Origin of the sequence: Paenibacillus sp. FSL H7-0326 (assembly GCF_001955535.1) — a bacterium.
In the GTDB taxonomy this organism is placed as follows: domain Bacteria; phylum Bacillota; class Bacilli; order Paenibacillales; family Paenibacillaceae; genus Paenibacillus; species Paenibacillus shunpengii.
On record NZ_MPVN01000005.1, the window covers coordinates 291043 to 306076 of the forward strand.

14 protein-coding genes are annotated in these 15034 nt (G+C 47.2%); 3 read left to right on the plus strand and 11 right to left on the minus strand.

What is annotated here, in order from left to right; all coding sequences use genetic code 11:
• Positions 1–23 precede the first annotated feature (23 nt).
• The 4 genes from BK126_RS29525 to BK126_RS22790 all read right to left on the minus strand — a co-directional run bounded on the left by BK126_RS29525 (position 24) and on the right by BK126_RS22790 (position 4158).
• Entirely contained in the window at positions 24–167 is a 144-nt protein-coding gene (locus BK126_RS29525; protein ID WP_179085588.1) for a hypothetical protein, read from the minus strand.
• A 117-nt stretch (positions 168–284) separates the two neighbouring features.
• The gene (locus BK126_RS22780) at positions 285–2195 is read right to left on the minus strand and encodes a sigma-70 family RNA polymerase sigma factor (protein WP_076314831.1); all 1911 of its coding nucleotides are present in this window, start codon (positions 2193–2195) and stop codon (positions 285–287) included.
• 148 nt (positions 2196–2343) lie between these two features.
• Positions 2344–2781 (minus strand): RrF2 family transcriptional regulator, encoded by a 438-nt coding sequence (locus BK126_RS22785; RefSeq protein ID WP_076314832.1) that lies wholly within the window; start codon positions 2779–2781, stop codon positions 2344–2346.
• 255 nt (positions 2782–3036) lie between these two features.
• Entirely contained in the window at positions 3037–4158 is a 1122-nt protein-coding gene (locus BK126_RS22790; protein WP_076314833.1) for a hypothetical protein, read from the minus strand.
• Positions 4159–4422: 264 nt separating this feature from the next.
• Between BK126_RS22790 and BK126_RS22795 the strand changes: the two genes are divergently transcribed.
• Positions 4423–4923: a CcdC family protein gene (locus BK126_RS22795; protein WP_256209803.1), complete on the plus strand. Its 501-nt coding sequence runs from the start codon at positions 4423–4425 to the stop codon at positions 4921–4923.
• 250 nt (positions 4924–5173) lie between these two features.
• On the opposite strand, the gene map is transcribed toward BK126_RS22795, so the two are convergent.
• Together map and BK126_RS22805 are read right to left on the minus strand one after the other, a co-directional pair.
• Positions 5174–5920, minus strand: a complete 747-nt coding sequence (map, locus tag BK126_RS22800; RefSeq protein WP_076314834.1) for a type I methionyl aminopeptidase — start codon at positions 5918–5920, stop codon at positions 5174–5176.
• A gap of 151 nt (positions 5921–6071) precedes the next feature.
• Entirely contained in the window at positions 6072–6716 is a 645-nt protein-coding gene (locus tag BK126_RS22805) for a hypothetical protein (RefSeq protein WP_076314835.1), read from the minus strand.
• Between the two features lie 469 nt (positions 6717–7185).
• Here BK126_RS22805 and BK126_RS22810 point away from each other — a divergent pair, with 469 nt between their 5' ends.
• On the plus strand, positions 7186–8154 hold the full coding sequence (locus BK126_RS22810; RefSeq protein WP_076314836.1) for an L-lactate dehydrogenase: 969 nt from the start codon (positions 7186–7188) through the stop codon (positions 8152–8154).
• A gap of 193 nt (positions 8155–8347) precedes the next feature.
• On the opposite strand, the gene BK126_RS22815 is transcribed toward BK126_RS22810, so the two are convergent.
• From BK126_RS22815 to BK126_RS22835, 5 genes are all read right to left on the minus strand, one after another.
• Complete coding sequence (locus BK126_RS22815) at positions 8348–9070, minus strand: ABC transporter permease (protein WP_076314837.1); 723 nt, start codon at positions 9068–9070, stop codon at positions 8348–8350.
• 2 nt (positions 9071–9072) lie between these two features.
• Positions 9073–9789, minus strand: a complete 717-nt coding sequence (locus BK126_RS22820) for an ABC transporter permease (protein WP_076314838.1) — start codon at positions 9787–9789, stop codon at positions 9073–9075.
• Positions 9786–10697 (minus strand): ABC transporter ATP-binding protein, encoded by a 912-nt coding sequence (locus BK126_RS22825; RefSeq protein WP_076314839.1) that lies wholly within the window; start codon positions 10695–10697, stop codon positions 9786–9788. The genes BK126_RS22820 and BK126_RS22825 overlap by 4 nt, the downstream gene beginning before the upstream one ends.
• A 61-nt stretch (positions 10698–10758) precedes the next feature.
• Positions 10759–12228, minus strand: a complete 1470-nt coding sequence (locus tag BK126_RS22830) for a HAMP domain-containing sensor histidine kinase (RefSeq protein WP_256703007.1) — start codon at positions 12226–12228, stop codon at positions 10759–10761.
• Positions 12229–12236: 8 nt separating this feature from the next.
• Positions 12237–12914, minus strand: coding sequence for a response regulator transcription factor (locus BK126_RS22835; RefSeq protein WP_076314840.1), 678 nt, complete (start codon positions 12912–12914; stop codon positions 12237–12239).
• A 316-nt stretch (positions 12915–13230) separates the two neighbouring features.
• Here BK126_RS22835 and BK126_RS22840 point away from each other — a divergent pair, with 316 nt between their 5' ends.
• A complete protein-coding gene (locus tag BK126_RS22840; protein WP_076314841.1) occupies positions 13231–14973 on the plus strand; it encodes an alpha-glycosidase in 1743 nt (580 codons plus the stop codon).
• Positions 14974–15034 lie beyond the last annotated feature (61 nt).

The window sequence follows — 15034 nt, forward strand, 5'->3', positions numbered from 1 at the left end:
CTGCCCTTATTTTTTTACCAAGGTTAGGCTAATGCCACTACGGTTGTCCAAGCGAGGATATATATCTTTTTGCTATGGCGCTTAATTAGCTCCTCATATGCTTCAAAATCACCTTGGCATGCAGCGATCGACAATTCGGAATCCTTAAGATCAGTATAGGTTCTCATAGGTCCATCTCTTTTCAATTATTGTTTAATAGAATCAATTTCATAATACCTTTAGCCGCTTAAATCAAGGGTATATATAGTTTCAAGTTCACCGTTTTAATGTTTTATGAAATTGATTCATAAGAGAGGAATATTTAATGTCTCCTCGTCTACTTTTTCGTAAACTACAGGAATCGTAATCGGCTGAGGATAATCCGCATCCTGAATGTAGTACGTGCGCCATTCTCCCTCATAACCTGTTCCGCTGGAAGCATAATAATTGCCCTCCGCATCATAAAAGTCAAATACCAGCTGTCCATTCGGTACACCCTCTAAAGAGGACAACACCTCTTCGTTGATGTATCCCGCATCCTTAAAGTACAGCTTAATCTCAGAACCATCACCTGAGCGCTTCATTTTAAAATCTCCATTGAAATGATCTGGATAACCAACTAATTTCCCCTCATCCAAATCTACTTTAAACTCTTCGGTTATGGTTACAAGTCCAACATCCTTCACCAGAGATAATCCACTGTAATCAAGATAATGCACTGGAGGATATATCAGCGTCGTTCGCCCTTCTGCGTCAGTCTCGTAGTTCATCAACTGTCCATTCAAACCCAAGTAACTCTGATCATTATTACTAAGCCTCAGCCTCAAGCTGTGTAGTAGTGCTGCATCCTCCTCGTGCCTTGATTCTGATTCAATCACAATCTTGGTATAGTTCTCGGCAAGCTCGGCCTGCTTGATCATAAAAGAACGATTATTCAGTTGAAATACCTGGTTGACTGTAATCAGCTCAGGCTTCTGTGATGGCACGGATGGAACCGTAAGGCTTAGAGAGATTACTGACTCCGGACGCTCCGCATCTGCCGCATTAAAGATGACAACCCATTCCTCCGGGACTGTCTGATGGACGATATCATGCCGGCTATCGAATACCATCATCCCTTGTATGGTGGAAGGACTCTCCGTTTGTACAATCTTATTTCCCGTTCGAGTCCATATCGTTTCACCCGAATTAAAGCTGTCGCTCCCATACATATAGCCGCTAAACTTATCCGGCATCTCTTGCCCGTTCTTCACAGTTAAGGTATACCAGATCATGGTCGATTCGCCTTGTGTCATCATTCCATCAATAATCAGCTTAAGTCCGTTCTGTTCAACCACATAGCCGAGATATTGAGCTTCCCCCTCCTGCAGCCTTCTTTCGGCAACGCGATCCGAGCTTACGGTGCTCAGCCAATAGCGGTCATCCGGCACGACTCGGGTTCCCGCCCGGTCAAGGGGCTCATGGATCCCCTTCTCTCCCCAAGGGTTAAGGCCAACTACGAGTATGATTATTGTAATACCGATCACCAAAACTCCTGCTGCACCCCATGTTCTCATTAGCCGCTTGGAGAATCTGCCAGCCCTAGCATCGGTTAAACCTTGTTGAAGTGCGTCTTCCAAATTTTCATGCTCGTGTACATATACGATCTTTCGATCCTTCTCGAAAAAGGTATTAAGAAATGACGATGATTCATTCATCATCTGCTTGGCTTGCTGTAAACTGGCGGCAGCCCGCATCTCCCCTATTCCCGTATAATCTCCGAATTCGGCAGGCGTTTTGCCTAATATGTATGAGGCTAGTAACATCGTACGTTCTTCAAACGACAGACTATTCATTTTTTGTAACAGCAAACGGTCGGTATCCCTTATCATTTGGGATGTAGTCTCGTCTTGCGTCGTCGATCGAGAGGGAGATATCTTATTCCAAGCAGCAGCTCTATATTGCATCCTCGCAGTACTGTACATCGTTTGAAATAGGAGCTCTACAAGCTGAGCCTTGTCCTTAGGTTTATTGCGCTGATACCAGCTCTTCGAAATCGATTCTATGAGTAAACGTCGCCTATCCTGTCCTTTTCTGCTGTATATATAAGACCACGCATAGAGCTCCTTGCCATAACGCCGAACCAGCTCCTCATACGCTTCAAAATCACCCTGGCATGCAGCGATCGACAATTCGGAATCCTCCATCTGTACGTATAAGTCCATGCCTGATCTCATAAGGTCACCCCTTAATTAAAATTGCAAGATAGCGGCTGCTTCCATTGTATATTAAAATCCATTTTAAGGTAAAATAATCCTTCTGAGTACTATTAATGGAAACAAAAAAAGACCCGGTACCCGACCGGATCTTTCATAAACCATAGACTTAGGTTAAATCTCTATTCTTCCATTTATCCTCCAGACGATGCTTCACTTCTGCAAGGGTAATGCTGTCCAGGTATTGTTCCACCACATGCTCTCCATCATGATATATGGTACCCATGACTTCCTTAATATTAGAAGATACCATGCAGCTGGAGTCCTCATCCCCCGAACGCCAATGAGGCCCAAAGGATCCTAACGCAAACAAGCGATACAAATCACCAAGTCTCACTTCTTCCGGCTTACTGTTCAGCATATAACCGCCGTGAGCCCCTTCCTTCGTCATTACATACTGATGCTTGCGCAGCACACTAAGCACTTTCCGTACTCTGGCAGGATGCGTAGATACACTCTCTGCAATGTCCTCACTATTTGCGATGCGTCCTTCACGGATACCCAAAAACAACAGGCAATGCACTGCAATCGTGAACTCACTGTTCATTACCCTGACCTCCTGTATTAGCGCTCAAAGCTTCCTGTCTCCCGTACTTTATCAATTAGTTATGCCCTGAAATCGTCTATTAATCTCGGACTCATCATTCATATACATCTTCAGTTAAGATAAACGTACTTCCTAGCAACTGTTATTCTATTGATAACAGTTTTGTTTGTCAAGTTTACATCCAATCCAAAACTTACAAAAGAAAGAGTCCACAGATTCTTCTGTATAGACTCTTCTTTGTCATTTTCATATATATTAAACCCGCTTACTCTCAATATCAGACAAAATGGTCTTCATCAAGGGAATATAAATCTGCCAGTAAAAAGCATTTGGACTGGAATCCGAAATAAAGGTACCGACAAACTGATCCCAGCCTTTATATTGAACCATCAATGGCGAGACCGTTCGTTCTGCAAAATCACCCGCAAAGTAATAAGATTGATGCGAATTCTGCTCATACTGAATAATGGCCGGGAACTGTGCAGGAACCCCTGCCCTTCTCAGCTTCTCCGAACCGGAGCTTGTTAATTCGAGCTTGTAATCGGCTACAGTCTCCGTGCCTGGCTTGGGAGTGACAACCTCGAACCATTGATGATAGCGAGCTGATCTTTCGACATTGTATTTATCACTGTTTTCTTTGGAAAAAGAGATGGACATGCCCGGCTCCCTTAGATCTTGTCTGCCCAGCACAATGACCTCCCCTTCATGATGAACGAGTACCATCCCTATGCCGCTGTAAGACCATTCCTTGCCGGTCTGTCCTGTATACTTCTCCATGATATGGAGGGGCACTTCTGTTGATAAATCCTCATAAAATTTCCCGGCCCAGCCCTTCCATTCCACGCCCAGCAGCTTCTGCAGCTGCCTGCTAACGGATTCTGCCGTCGGGGCTGCCAGTACACTGTGTTCAGCAATGATTGTTGTTCCTGTCATAGCAGCAGCCTGAATTTTTTGGACATCTGTCAAATTCATTCCGCCATACACTAATCGCTCGACATGTTCCTCCCTTTCTTCCTTCGAACGTACAGATTCATAGATGCCATAGGAGTCTGCAAGATAGATCAGATCAGTCCCGCGAAGCGTAGCAGGTAAACGCCTCATCCGTTCATCTCCGGCTTTGTGAGGATGATATCCATAATAAGATTCATCATATGCGTACCCCGCTCCATTCTGATCCACTACCTTCTGCTGATTGAGCAGCCAGGTCAGGCCTTTATGCTCACGGTATGTAATGTCCGGAACCGTTTTATCTATAATGACAACATCAATAACCCGGCTCGGCGCCGCTCTCCATTGAATCCAGGGGAAAGTGAGAAGCAGCAATACACCAACCAAAAACGCAAGTCCTGCTTTGAGCTTCCATTCCCTTGGTCTCACTTCTCTCCCCCCTTTATTTAAAAAATATTTATATACACAGAGATTTATTTCATAAAAATATAGAAGCACACTCCTAGTATATGACCTGTTTCCGCAAATTGGAAGATAAGTTCTTGATCATTCGATAATCTTCTACAAATTCCTACAACAACGAACTATCGATCCGATGAACTCTTCATATTTCACCGGATATACTTACAGTATTTCTAAGAATTTATGATATACTAAGGAAAAATGATTTCCAATTAGAGAGAGGTCCTATTCGTGGCTATTAACTCCTCATTTCTTCAGATCGCCGCAACGGTCGGCATGATCTTTATTGCTGTGAGTGCTATCTTTATTCGTATGAAGGCAGCTAATCGGCCAATCAACAAGAAAAGAATCATTATCCCTCCGCTCGGTATGAGCACGGGATTTCTTATGTTTGTTGTTCCGGAGACGCATATTCCGTGGCTGTGGGCACTCATCGCGTTTTTGGTCGGCTGGTTTATTTTCTCGTATCCGCTGATCAAGAGCACCAAGTTTGAAGTTAGAGACGGAGAGGTCTTTGTTACCAGCTCCAAGAGCTTCATGTTCATTCTGGTCGGTCTTCTGATCGTCAGACTAGTGCTGCATGAAGTCGTTTATCAGTATATTACTGTCGTACAGACCGGAGCCGTCTTCTTCATTCTAGCCTTCGGTATGCTGCTCCACTGGAGACTATATATGCTGAAGCATTACAACGAAACTTATGGGTCGGCATTTGAATCTTCAGCCAAACAGTAACGAATGTCTGTATACATCGTGATATAATTAGCTTCGTTCAAAGCCGACTCAAAATATACAAAAAAGCTCAGTACAAGGGATGAAATTCTCCTGCTTGTACTGAGCTTTTTTTAGAAGTATGCTCCCTCGAAATAATAAAGAGCAGCATCCCTTCCTATGGAGGATAGAAGGAATCCTGCTCTCTATACTGCGGCCGTATGGCCTTGAATGATCTTAGAACAGCAAGCGTCCCTGCTGCAGGTCATTCCTGTTATTGCTCGGTTAGAATAACCGGGCCGTCTGCTGTAATGGCAATGGTATGTTCGTACTGTGCAGACAATTCGCCGTCCTGTGTACGGGCTGTCCATCCGTCACTGTCCAGCTTGCTGCGGAAGGTACCGACATTCAGCATCGGCTCAATCGTAATGACCATGCCTTCCTTCAGACGCGGTCCGCGTCCGGCTGGTCCGTAATGAGGCACTTGGGGCTCTTCATGCATATCCTGACCGATCCCATGCCCAATGAATTCCCGAACGACCGAGAATCCTTCGCCCTCGGCATACACCTGGATCGCATTGGAAATATCCCCGATCCGGTTGCCAATAACCGCTTTTTCAATCCCCTTGTACAGGGATTCTTTGGTCACATCCAGCAGCTTCTGTGCCTGCTCGGATACATTGCCGACCGCATAAGACCAAGCGGAATCCGCCAGCCAGCCATCCAGATTAACGACCATATCCACCGTTACGATATCCCCGTCCTTCAGCGCGTATTTTCCAGGGAACCCATGGCAGATTACGTCATTTACTGAAGCGCAGGTAGCATACGGATAACCGTTGTAGCCCTTTTGCTCTGGAGTCGCTCCATGCTTCTTCATGAAGCTCTCTGCAAATGCATCAATCTCTTGGGTCTGAATGCCAGGGCGAATGAGCCCGGCAATCTCTCTATGGCAAGCAGCGAGAATCTCGCCAGCCTTCTTCATATACTGTATTTCATCTTTGCTCTTCAAAATAATCATTTATGGCTCTCCTTGTCGCTAGTATCAATCACTCCTTTCTATTGTAACTCTAATACTGTAAAAATAAAAACAAATTCCTATGCTTTAGGCGGTCCTGTATCCTGATTCGTCACTTTTTGATGCAGGGTGGCGTAAATGAATTTTCGCATCATCACGCCTCCCTCCTACTCTTTGGGAGCAATCCGAACAGCATCCTCAGTGAGTGTCCCCTCTGCTTGGGCTTTGGCTTCTGATTACGCCCCTGATAGCTTCGCAAATTTGTGATCAGCTGACGGTCGCGATCCTCATCCAGCTTCTCCTTAATCCATAAGCGCTGTTCTTCTACCTGCTCCTGCAGCTGTTCATTCTGCTTCATCAGCTTCGTTTGTTCACGCTGAAGCTCAGCCATGCGTTCCTGCAGAATTTGCCATTCCGAATTGAGCTGCTTAACTTGCTCCTGCTCTACTCCTGCCTTCTGAAGCACCTTCTCCTGCTCAATGAGGGGTGCATGTGCACCTGTCTGTTGTTGATCCGAGCCATCCTTGGCCGCCGCAGCCATCTCATGATTCAGTTCCATAACGAGCACGGCTGCATCATTCAGCGGCAGGTTCTGCTCTCTCATCAAATTCATCATTTCCTTAATCCGCTCTATTTCAAGCGTTCCGAACAGTCTCGATTTATTCGCAGCCCGTTCAAAACGATGTCCATGCTCCTCCAGCGCAGCCGCGTATTTGCGGAGTGTGCTTGCGCCGATCCCCAGTTCCTTAGCCGTTTCCGTCGTAGCTCCTGCTTCATTCATATTCAAATGCATATTCATTATCATTCCCTCCCGAATTTTTTAGGGTCTAATAAATCATTAACGTATGCCGACAGTTATCAAACCTCATACCATGCACTTGCCCGTTAAGAAACAGCGCTATTTCTTCCGCTTGATCAGGGCGGACAGAGCGAAATAGTTGTCTGTGAGATAAGCAATTCGCCTCTCTGCCCTGCAATTCCTTTGGCATATTTCTTCTAAGAATGTGGTATCGTAAGAAGTTTTGTCAGGGTGAAATTACGACAGGTTCGACAGATTCTGTAGATTTATTAAGAAATATCGAGCAGCAGTTTCATCACACGTCACTTATTTGTAATAAATGTTCACTTGATTCTCTGGGTAATCCGAATTTCCATTGCTGTTTAGGAGAAAATTATGTTATCTTATGTAACGTTGAATAGACATATGCATACAATACATTTATAGATGATAGACCGATAACGATATGGAGACAGGGGGCAAGCAGGTTATGCGAAACCGAACAGGAAAAGTGGCGATTGTTGGAGCGGGGCTTGTCGGATCAAGCGCAGCTTATTCCATGATTAATCAGGCGATCGCTGGAGAAATCATGCTCATTGGCCGAACATATGAGAAGGCTCTCGGGCAAGCGCTCGACTTGTCCCACAGCATGGATTTTACGTATCAGCGCACCAAGGTCCATGCCGGAACATATGCGGACTGCAAGGACATGGATGTCATTGTCCTGACCGCAGGAGCCAATGTCAAACCAGGTCAGACCCGGCTTGATATTCTGAGTGAAGCAGAGATTATAACGAAAGATATCGTTCAGCCTATTATGGAAAGCGGCTTTAACGGTGTATTTGTCGTAGCGGCGAATCCGGTAGATATTATTACGTATCTGGTATGGAAGCTGTCAGGACTGCCGCGGAATCAGGTCATCGGCACAGGCACATCCATCGATTCTTCGCGGCTCAAGACCATTCTGTCGGAAGTGTTCTCCATTGATCCGCGCAGTGTTCACGGCTATGCGCTCGGCGAGCATGGAGAATCTCAATTTGTCGCCTGGTCTCATGTCACGATTGGAGGAAAGCCGATCCTGCACATTCTTGAGCAGCATAAAGAAAGATTCAAGACACTGGATCTTGAGGATATTGCACGAAAGACCCGAGATGCGGGCTGGGAGATCTTCACCCGCAAAGGCTCTACCCAATTTGGCATCGGCAGCGCCATCGCTTTTATTACCCGTTCCATTCTAACAGATGATCATAAGATTATAGCGGTGTCCGCAATTCTTGACGGTGAGTACGGCGAGAGTGACTTGTGCATCGGGGTGCCAGCCATTATTGGCAGCGACGGAATTAAGGAGCTGCTGGAATTAAACCTAAGCCAGGAAGAAATGGTCAAGTTCAAGCACTCTTGCCACATTCTTAGAAACAACATCAACAACTTAACGATCGACGATATCGCAATGCGCTGATGCCCTCGATTTGAAGCGGTGAAGAGACTTATCAAATATGAATACAGGGCTGCCTCTCCATTGTTTCATAGCGGGAGCAGCCCTGTTTGGGTATTCAGCTTATCATCAATTCATTTCTGTATTCATATCAGAAGCGGATCCAAATCTCTTCCAGGAATTCCAGCAGCGCTTGGAGGAGCACACCACCGTAGAGTCAGATTTCCTTCTGTCTAAAGTACATCGCGCCAAGGAGTATAAACAGAAGCGCACTCCCGAGTACTACAGGCAATATGGTCGACAACGGTACCATAAACGCCCCGAAACTGAATTCTTCTCTCGGCATCATCAGCAGGAAGGGCTGCGCCCACGGATAATACGGTGCAATGTCGCTGGAGTTCACGATCAGCAGGTTTGGTATCGTCAACATAAAATTAATGCCGAGCGGCGCACCAAAGCTGCTCCACATCAAGGAGACGAGCAGCTGCAGCGCTGCCAGAGGCAGTGCAGCGATCCACCCTGCTCCTATACTCTGGAGTAGCATTCCCCAAGGAATATCGTTACCCATTCCATGATAAGCTCCTGCCGCAAGCAAACTGAGCAATAGAAGCAGCTGGATGATCAGGATTAACAACATAATCACCGTCAGCTTGGCTGCATAGAAGGTGAAACGGCTTACCGGCAGTACCAATACCTGCTTCCATCCACCCGCCGCATGCTCAAATCTGCAGATAAAAGAAGCGAATACCCCTGTGAAAATAGGTAGAAACAGCATCGCATGAAAGGTTGCCTGGGAAGCCATTAGATCCCAATAGCTGACTGGCTCCGCAATAAATCCTAGCAGCAGAGCAATGGCTGGACTGACGAGCACCAGCAGCCAAACCCACGATTTCATGATTTTAAGTCTTTCCGCAGATAATAGACGAAAGTATGCACTCATGGTCAGGCCACCTCCTTTTTACCGAATAACGACATTCCGGCTAGAAGCAGTACTGCCCCAAGACCTAGTCCAAACAAAGCCAGCATCTCTCCATCTGGCAGCATAATACTGAACATTGGCCAGGAGAGCGGCACAAATTCGGGAAGCTGGGCACTAAACAAGCCCATGATGGCAAGTGTAATCCCGATGGTCACAGACAAGGCCTGATTCTCATACGTCATCGTCAGCATAAACAGTAATGCAATCATCGGCGAAGACGCCGCAAGCGGAAGGAAGCATAGCTTCAGCAGCTCCAGCCAGGGAATATGCATATTGAATCCAAGGGACAGTCCAAGCAGAACGATGCCGATATACAGCAGTGCACAAGAGCACAATAGCAGCAGAAAAATGACTGAAAACTTGGAACAATACACCTTCCATCTGGATACGGGAAGAGCAAGCAGCTGCTTCCAGGAGCCCTGCTGATACTCTATCCCTGCCAGCATGGAGCTCAGGATGGTAGCGCCAAGAAGAATGGCAAGCGGCACAAAAGGTTCAAAATTGTAGAGTAGTCCATCCCACATCCCCTCTTCACCGTACAATCCCTGTAAATAATCCAGACGAAGTCCGAAATTAAGGGCATTCATCGCAACCAGACCAATGGGAGCCAGAAAGACGAGAAACCACAAGCCTTTTTTACGTATCTTGAGAAGATCACTATGAAACAGCCGCATCATCATTTAACGACCCCTCCAACCACTTCTAGGAAGAAGTCCTCCAGCGACTGCCTATGCTCCTCAACCCGGTATATGCTGTGATCCTGCTCCACCAATCGGCGGACCAGCGCGGCAATGAGATGATCGTCCATATGGTTAAACGTAAGCCTCGCTCCTTCGACTTGACCCCATTGTCCCAGCTCTCTGGCAATTTGCAGAGCAGCTTCAGCATCAGATACGGTGAGACGAATCGTGCTTCCAGCTTCCTGGTGCAGCCGCTCAATCGTATTCTGAAATACGAGCTGTCCTTCGCGAATAATACCGACGGTGCTTGCCATCTGCTCCACTTCGCTAAGCAAGTGGCTGGAGACAAGTACGGTAATGCCGTATTCCTGCGGCATTCGTTTGATGAGCTCACGAATCTCCTGAATTCCTGAAGGATCAAGACCATTTGTCGGTTCATCCAGGATGAGCAGCTCAGGATTACCAAGCAGCGCATTTGCAATACCGAGCCTCTGCTTCATTCCGAGAGAGTACCCCTTCACCGGCCGCTTGGCATCCTTCGTCAGATCGACAATACGCAGTACTTCGTCGATTCTCGATTTCGGTACATCCAGCAGGAGACGGCTTGTCTCCAAATTTTGAATAGCATTCAAATGGCCATAGTAGGATGGATACTCGACCAGGGAACCCACCTTCCGGAGAATTTCCATCCGGTGGTTACGGATATCCTTGCCGAAGATACGGATATATCCCTTCGTCGGTTTAATAAGACCGAGCAGCATCCGAATCATCGTTGTTTTTCCAGCGCCGTTCGGTCCCAGGAAGCCGTAAATTTCACCTTTCTTTATTTGCAAGCTGAGCTCTTTGACCGCTGCCTTGCCGCGGTATGTCTTCCACACATCAGCTGTTTCAATCATCCATTCATTCATTTGTTTATCACCTCGGGAACTATCATAACGCTCCCGGTTTAAGGTGAGGTAGGCACGAAGTTTAAGTTTTGTTTAAATTGTACTTATCACGGGGATCGCGGAAGCGGGGCCCAATCGTGATGCTTGTCCCCCGTGCAGAGCTTTCTGCCTCCCGCGAGAGCTCCATTCCTTCAAGCAGCAGATCCACGATTCGAAGTCCGATTCCTGCACCAGCTGATGCAGAATCTCCGCTTATGCCAGGTCCATGATCCTCAATCACAATGCAAGTCTCCCCAAGATGCTGTGCTGTTGCAACTCTCACATACCTGCCTGATTTGGCATGACGCATTATATTCTGAAACAGATTGTCCAGTACGCGGCGGAAGCCTTGAATATCCACATTCCATATCAATGGCTGCTCGCTGAGCTCAATATCGATGGTAAATTCAGCGGATTCCCATAATGGATACCAAGCTGCTGTGCTCTCTCTTACAATGCGGACGACATCCGCTTGCTGCAGCTTCATCGTATACTTTCCGCTCGACAGTAAGTTATAGGACAGCAGGTTGTCGATCAGTCCCCCCAGGTCGTCAATCTTCCCCTCAATTCGGTGGAGCGATTCCTGTCCAATTGCTGTGAGCGGCTCTTTATGAAGCGCATGCAGATGCCCGCGCACGACAGTCAGCGGCGTTCTTAGATCATGCGACAGGTCAGCGATCAAATTTTTACGCAGCTGCTCCTCCTCCTGCTGTCTCCCCCTGCTGTCTCTCAGCTGATGCACCATCCCATTGAATGACTTCTCGAGCTGTCCAATTTCGTCGGGCTGTCTGACTTCTACCGGCAGCGGAATACCGTCAGCGCCAGGCGTCGATACCGCGACCTCAAGCCTTGTCAGTCGCTTGCTGATGCGCCGGAAGAATGACCAGGAAATGAGCATAAACAGCCCTAAAATGATGATCATAGCGAGCGTGTTATAGATGGCCCAGCCTCCCGTGTCAGAAGAGCGGCTCAGCACATCCCTTGGCAGCGCGAGGGATATAAATCCTTCACCCAGATCCTCCTGCCCGCCTCCGATAAAGGCTACGACAGTATAGACTTCCGTGTTGCCTTGTGCATTCTTCATATATTCCACAGCATCAGAAGGCTTCCAGCGGGACTGAACCTGCAGGGTGTCCGGCTTCTTGAAGCTGGTCATACCCGTATCATCCACCCAAAGAATCGTCGATTCCTTATAATGCTCGCCAAGCTCTGCCAGCCTCGACCTAACGCTGTCCTCCGGCAATCCGCTGAGCTTCTTCGCTTCTTCATGCCAGTCCGTTTCGATCTGAATGGAGCTGCCGTAAGGCAGATTATCGTCCTTAGCCGAATGGACAAAAGGATACAGAACACCGAAGAGAAGCCCTGTTGACATAAAGGCAATCGGCAGGAACACCATCGCAATAATGACGATCAGCAGATAACGCGACATCAGTGAATTTTTAAAATGAATTCTCCCATTGCGTTGGCGAAGCCCCCGTTTGTTCTCCTCGCCTTCTCTTAGGTCTTGTCTCATCCTATATCTCATGCCTTCACCCGGTAGCCTACACCCCTGATCGTCTCAATAATTTGGGGTTCAGCGGGATCCTGCTCCAGCTTCTCTCGCAGATGACGAATATGGACCATAAGCGTCTTGTCTCCTTCCATATAAGGCTCACCCCATACGGATTCATAGATCTGCTCTTTTGTTTTGATCTGTCCCAGATGTCTCAGCAAGTAATTAAAAATATGAAACTGCTTGCCGGTGAGCACGATTTCTTCATTCGCTGACGTATCGATGATTCGCTGTTCGTCCATATAGACATTCAGATGATGGAGCACGATATGCTCTAAACGGGGCAGCGCCTGGCCATTCCGCCGAAGCAGCACCTCTACTCTGGCTGCCAGCTCATCCGGATGAAAGGGCTTGGTCAAATAATCATCAGCAAATTCGAGTCCCTGCAGCTTGTCATCAATGGACGTACGTGCAGAGAGCATCAAGATTGGCAGCTCCGGAAGCTCCTTCTTAAGCCGCTGGCCAACCGTGAAGCCATCAAGTCCGGGCAGCATGACATCGAGAATGGCCAGATGCGCTTCACGTGCCATGGAGACAGCCTTCTCTCCGCTCTTTAACCAGAGCACATCATAACCCCGGTCCTCAAGATCGGCCCTTACCAAATTCCCAATTTCGATATCATCCTCAATATAGAGCAGTGTTGTCATTCCAGTAACACCTCATTTATAAATTATGTACGCGCTTCATTGCAGAAACCAGGATCTGCATGGTATATTACAAATTGAAGCTAATCTGCTGCAAAGTTCTACAACCCAGTATAACTTCACGCATTTTAACTCACAATTAAAAGGCCATGATATCTGTGATGAATCCAGTACAGGTACAACCTCGGAGAACATTATCTCTCTTTGGTTGTGCCTTTTGTTTTTTATGATCAGGACAGAACCGGTATCTCACCTTAACACTATGGCCCTCATTCCATTCATCTTATTATGTGGAAATATACAAAGGAGGATTAATACTATGCAAATAGAAGCCATTTATCATCACCCTAAACAGCAGTGGTCCTGTGCTTATGACAAGGATACCATTATCATTCGGATTCGCACCAAAAGAGATGACGTTCATAAGGTCTCCATTATAACCGGAGATAAATACGACTGGGAGCGAACTAAAAAATACATACCCCTTAGCAAGATGACCTCCGATTCCATGTTCGACTATTTCAGCTGTGAAGTACAGCCGCCTTACCGTCGCCTGCGCTACGCCTTCCTGCTGGAAGATGGGGAAGAGAGCATATGGATGGATGAGAATAACTTTCTCGAGGAAGAGCCTGACAATCCGGACCGTATGTTTGAATTCCCGTATATAAATGGAGTGGATGTATTTACCCCGCCGGCTTGGGTGAAGGACGCTATATTTTATCAGATCTTCCCGGAGCGTTTTGCCAACGGTGACAAGAGTAATGATCCGGAGAATGTACTGCCTTGGGGCGGCAAGCCTGAGCGTGATAACTTTTTTGGAGGCGATCTTCAAGGGGTCATTGATCACCTGGATTATTTGAGCGAGCTCGGAATTACAGCCATTTATTTTACTCCGATCTTTGAAGCGACCACCAACCACAAGTATGACACCGAGGATTATATGCGGATTGACCCGCACTTTGGCGATGCCGACACATTGAAGAAGCTGGTGAAGCAGTGCCATAAGCGCGGTATCCGAGTACTGCTTGATGCGGTGTTTAACCATTCCGGCCGTACATTCAAGCCCTTCGTTGATTTGCAGAAGAATGGCGAGCAGTCCAAATACAAGGATTGGTTCTATATTCGCAGCTTCCCGATTGAAGTCGTTGACGGCATTCCAAGCTATGAAACATTCTCCTTTGAGCCGCTCATGCCGAAGCTGAACACCGAGAATCCTGAGGTCAAGGAATATCTTCTGAATGTGGCGGAGTACTGGATTAAGGAGATCGGAGTCGACGGCTGGCGTCTTGATGTGGCGAATGAGGTAGATCATGAATTTTGGAGAGAATTCCGTCACACCGTCAAAAAGGTAAATCCGGATGCCTACATCCTTGGAGAAGTGTGGAATGATGCTTCCCCATGGCTGCAAGGGGATCAATTTGATGCGGCTATGAACTATCCGTTTACCAATGCAGTCGTTGACTTCTTCATCAAGGATGAGATTGACGCTTATCATTTTGCCAATTCGATCGGGCGGCAGCTATCCCGTTACTCGCTTCAAGCGACAGAGGTAGCCTTCAACCTTCTGGATAGCCACGATACCCCCCGCCTGCTCACCTTGAGCAAGGGAGACAAACGCAAAATGAAGCTGGCCGCCCTCTTCCAGTTCACTTATATCGGTACTCCTTGTATTTACTATGGAGATGAGATCGGGATGGATGGAGAACACGACCCGGGCTGCCGCAAATGTATGGAATGGGATGAATCCAAACAGGACCGTGAGCTGTTCACTTACTATCAGCATCTGATTGAATTGCGCAAATCTCATCCTGCCCTTCGTACTGGCAGTGTTCACTTCCTTGAAGCTGAGCAGGACGGCAAGAAGCTGGCCTACGCACGGAAAGACGAGAATGAAACCATCGTTATATTGACCAGCACTTCTGAGGATCCAGAATCCTTCGCTGTTCAGGTGGATGGAGCCTCTTACCTCGATCTCCTGTCCGGTAATGAATGGCCGGTTACGAACGGTAAGCTGAACATGGAGCTCCCTCCATTCGGTTATGCGGTTCTGAAATCTGTATAAGTACACACAGCCGGATGTTATCCTTCCTTGTGATTTACTTTCCCAGGGAAGCAGCATCTGG

What these genes read in the sequence shown, in the direction of transcription:
- BK126_RS22780 (WP_076314831.1), bottom strand. Translation starts at nt 2,195, where the DNA reads ATGAGATCAGGCATGGACTTATACGTACAGATGGAGGATTCCGAATTG.
- BK126_RS22820 (WP_076314838.1), bottom strand. Translation starts at nt 9,789, where the DNA reads ATGATGATGCGGCTGTTTCATAGTGATCTTCTCAAGATACGTAAAAAA.
- BK126_RS22815 (WP_076314837.1), bottom strand. Translation starts at nt 9,070, where the DNA reads ATGAGTGCATACTTTCGTCTATTATCTGCGGAAAGACTTAAAATCATG.
- map (WP_076314834.1), bottom strand. Translation starts at nt 5,920, where the DNA reads ATGATTATTTTGAAGAGCAAAGATGAAATACAGTATATGAAGAAGGCT.
- BK126_RS22830 (WP_256703007.1), bottom strand. Translation starts at nt 12,228, where the DNA reads ATGAGACAAGACCTAAGAGAAGGCGAGGAGAACAAACGGGGGCTTCGC.
- BK126_RS29525 (WP_179085588.1), bottom strand. Translation starts at nt 167, where the DNA reads ATGAGAACCTATACTGATCTTAAGGATTCCGAATTGTCGATCGCTGCA.
- BK126_RS22785 (WP_076314832.1), bottom strand. Translation starts at nt 2,781, where the DNA reads ATGAACAGTGAGTTCACGATTGCAGTGCATTGCCTGTTGTTTTTGGGT.
- BK126_RS22840 (WP_076314841.1), top strand. Translation starts at nt 13,231, where the DNA reads ATGCAAATAGAAGCCATTTATCATCACCCTAAACAGCAGTGGTCCTGT.
- BK126_RS22805 (WP_076314835.1), bottom strand. Translation starts at nt 6,716, where the DNA reads ATGAATATGCATTTGAATATGAATGAAGCAGGAGCTACGACGGAAACG.
- BK126_RS22810 (WP_076314836.1), top strand. Translation starts at nt 7,186, where the DNA reads ATGCGAAACCGAACAGGAAAAGTGGCGATTGTTGGAGCGGGGCTTGTC.
- BK126_RS22825 (WP_076314839.1), bottom strand. Translation starts at nt 10,697, where the DNA reads ATGAATGAATGGATGATTGAAACAGCTGATGTGTGGAAGACATACCGC.
- BK126_RS22835 (WP_076314840.1), bottom strand. Translation starts at nt 12,914, where the DNA reads ATGACAACACTGCTCTATATTGAGGATGATATCGAAATTGGGAATTTG.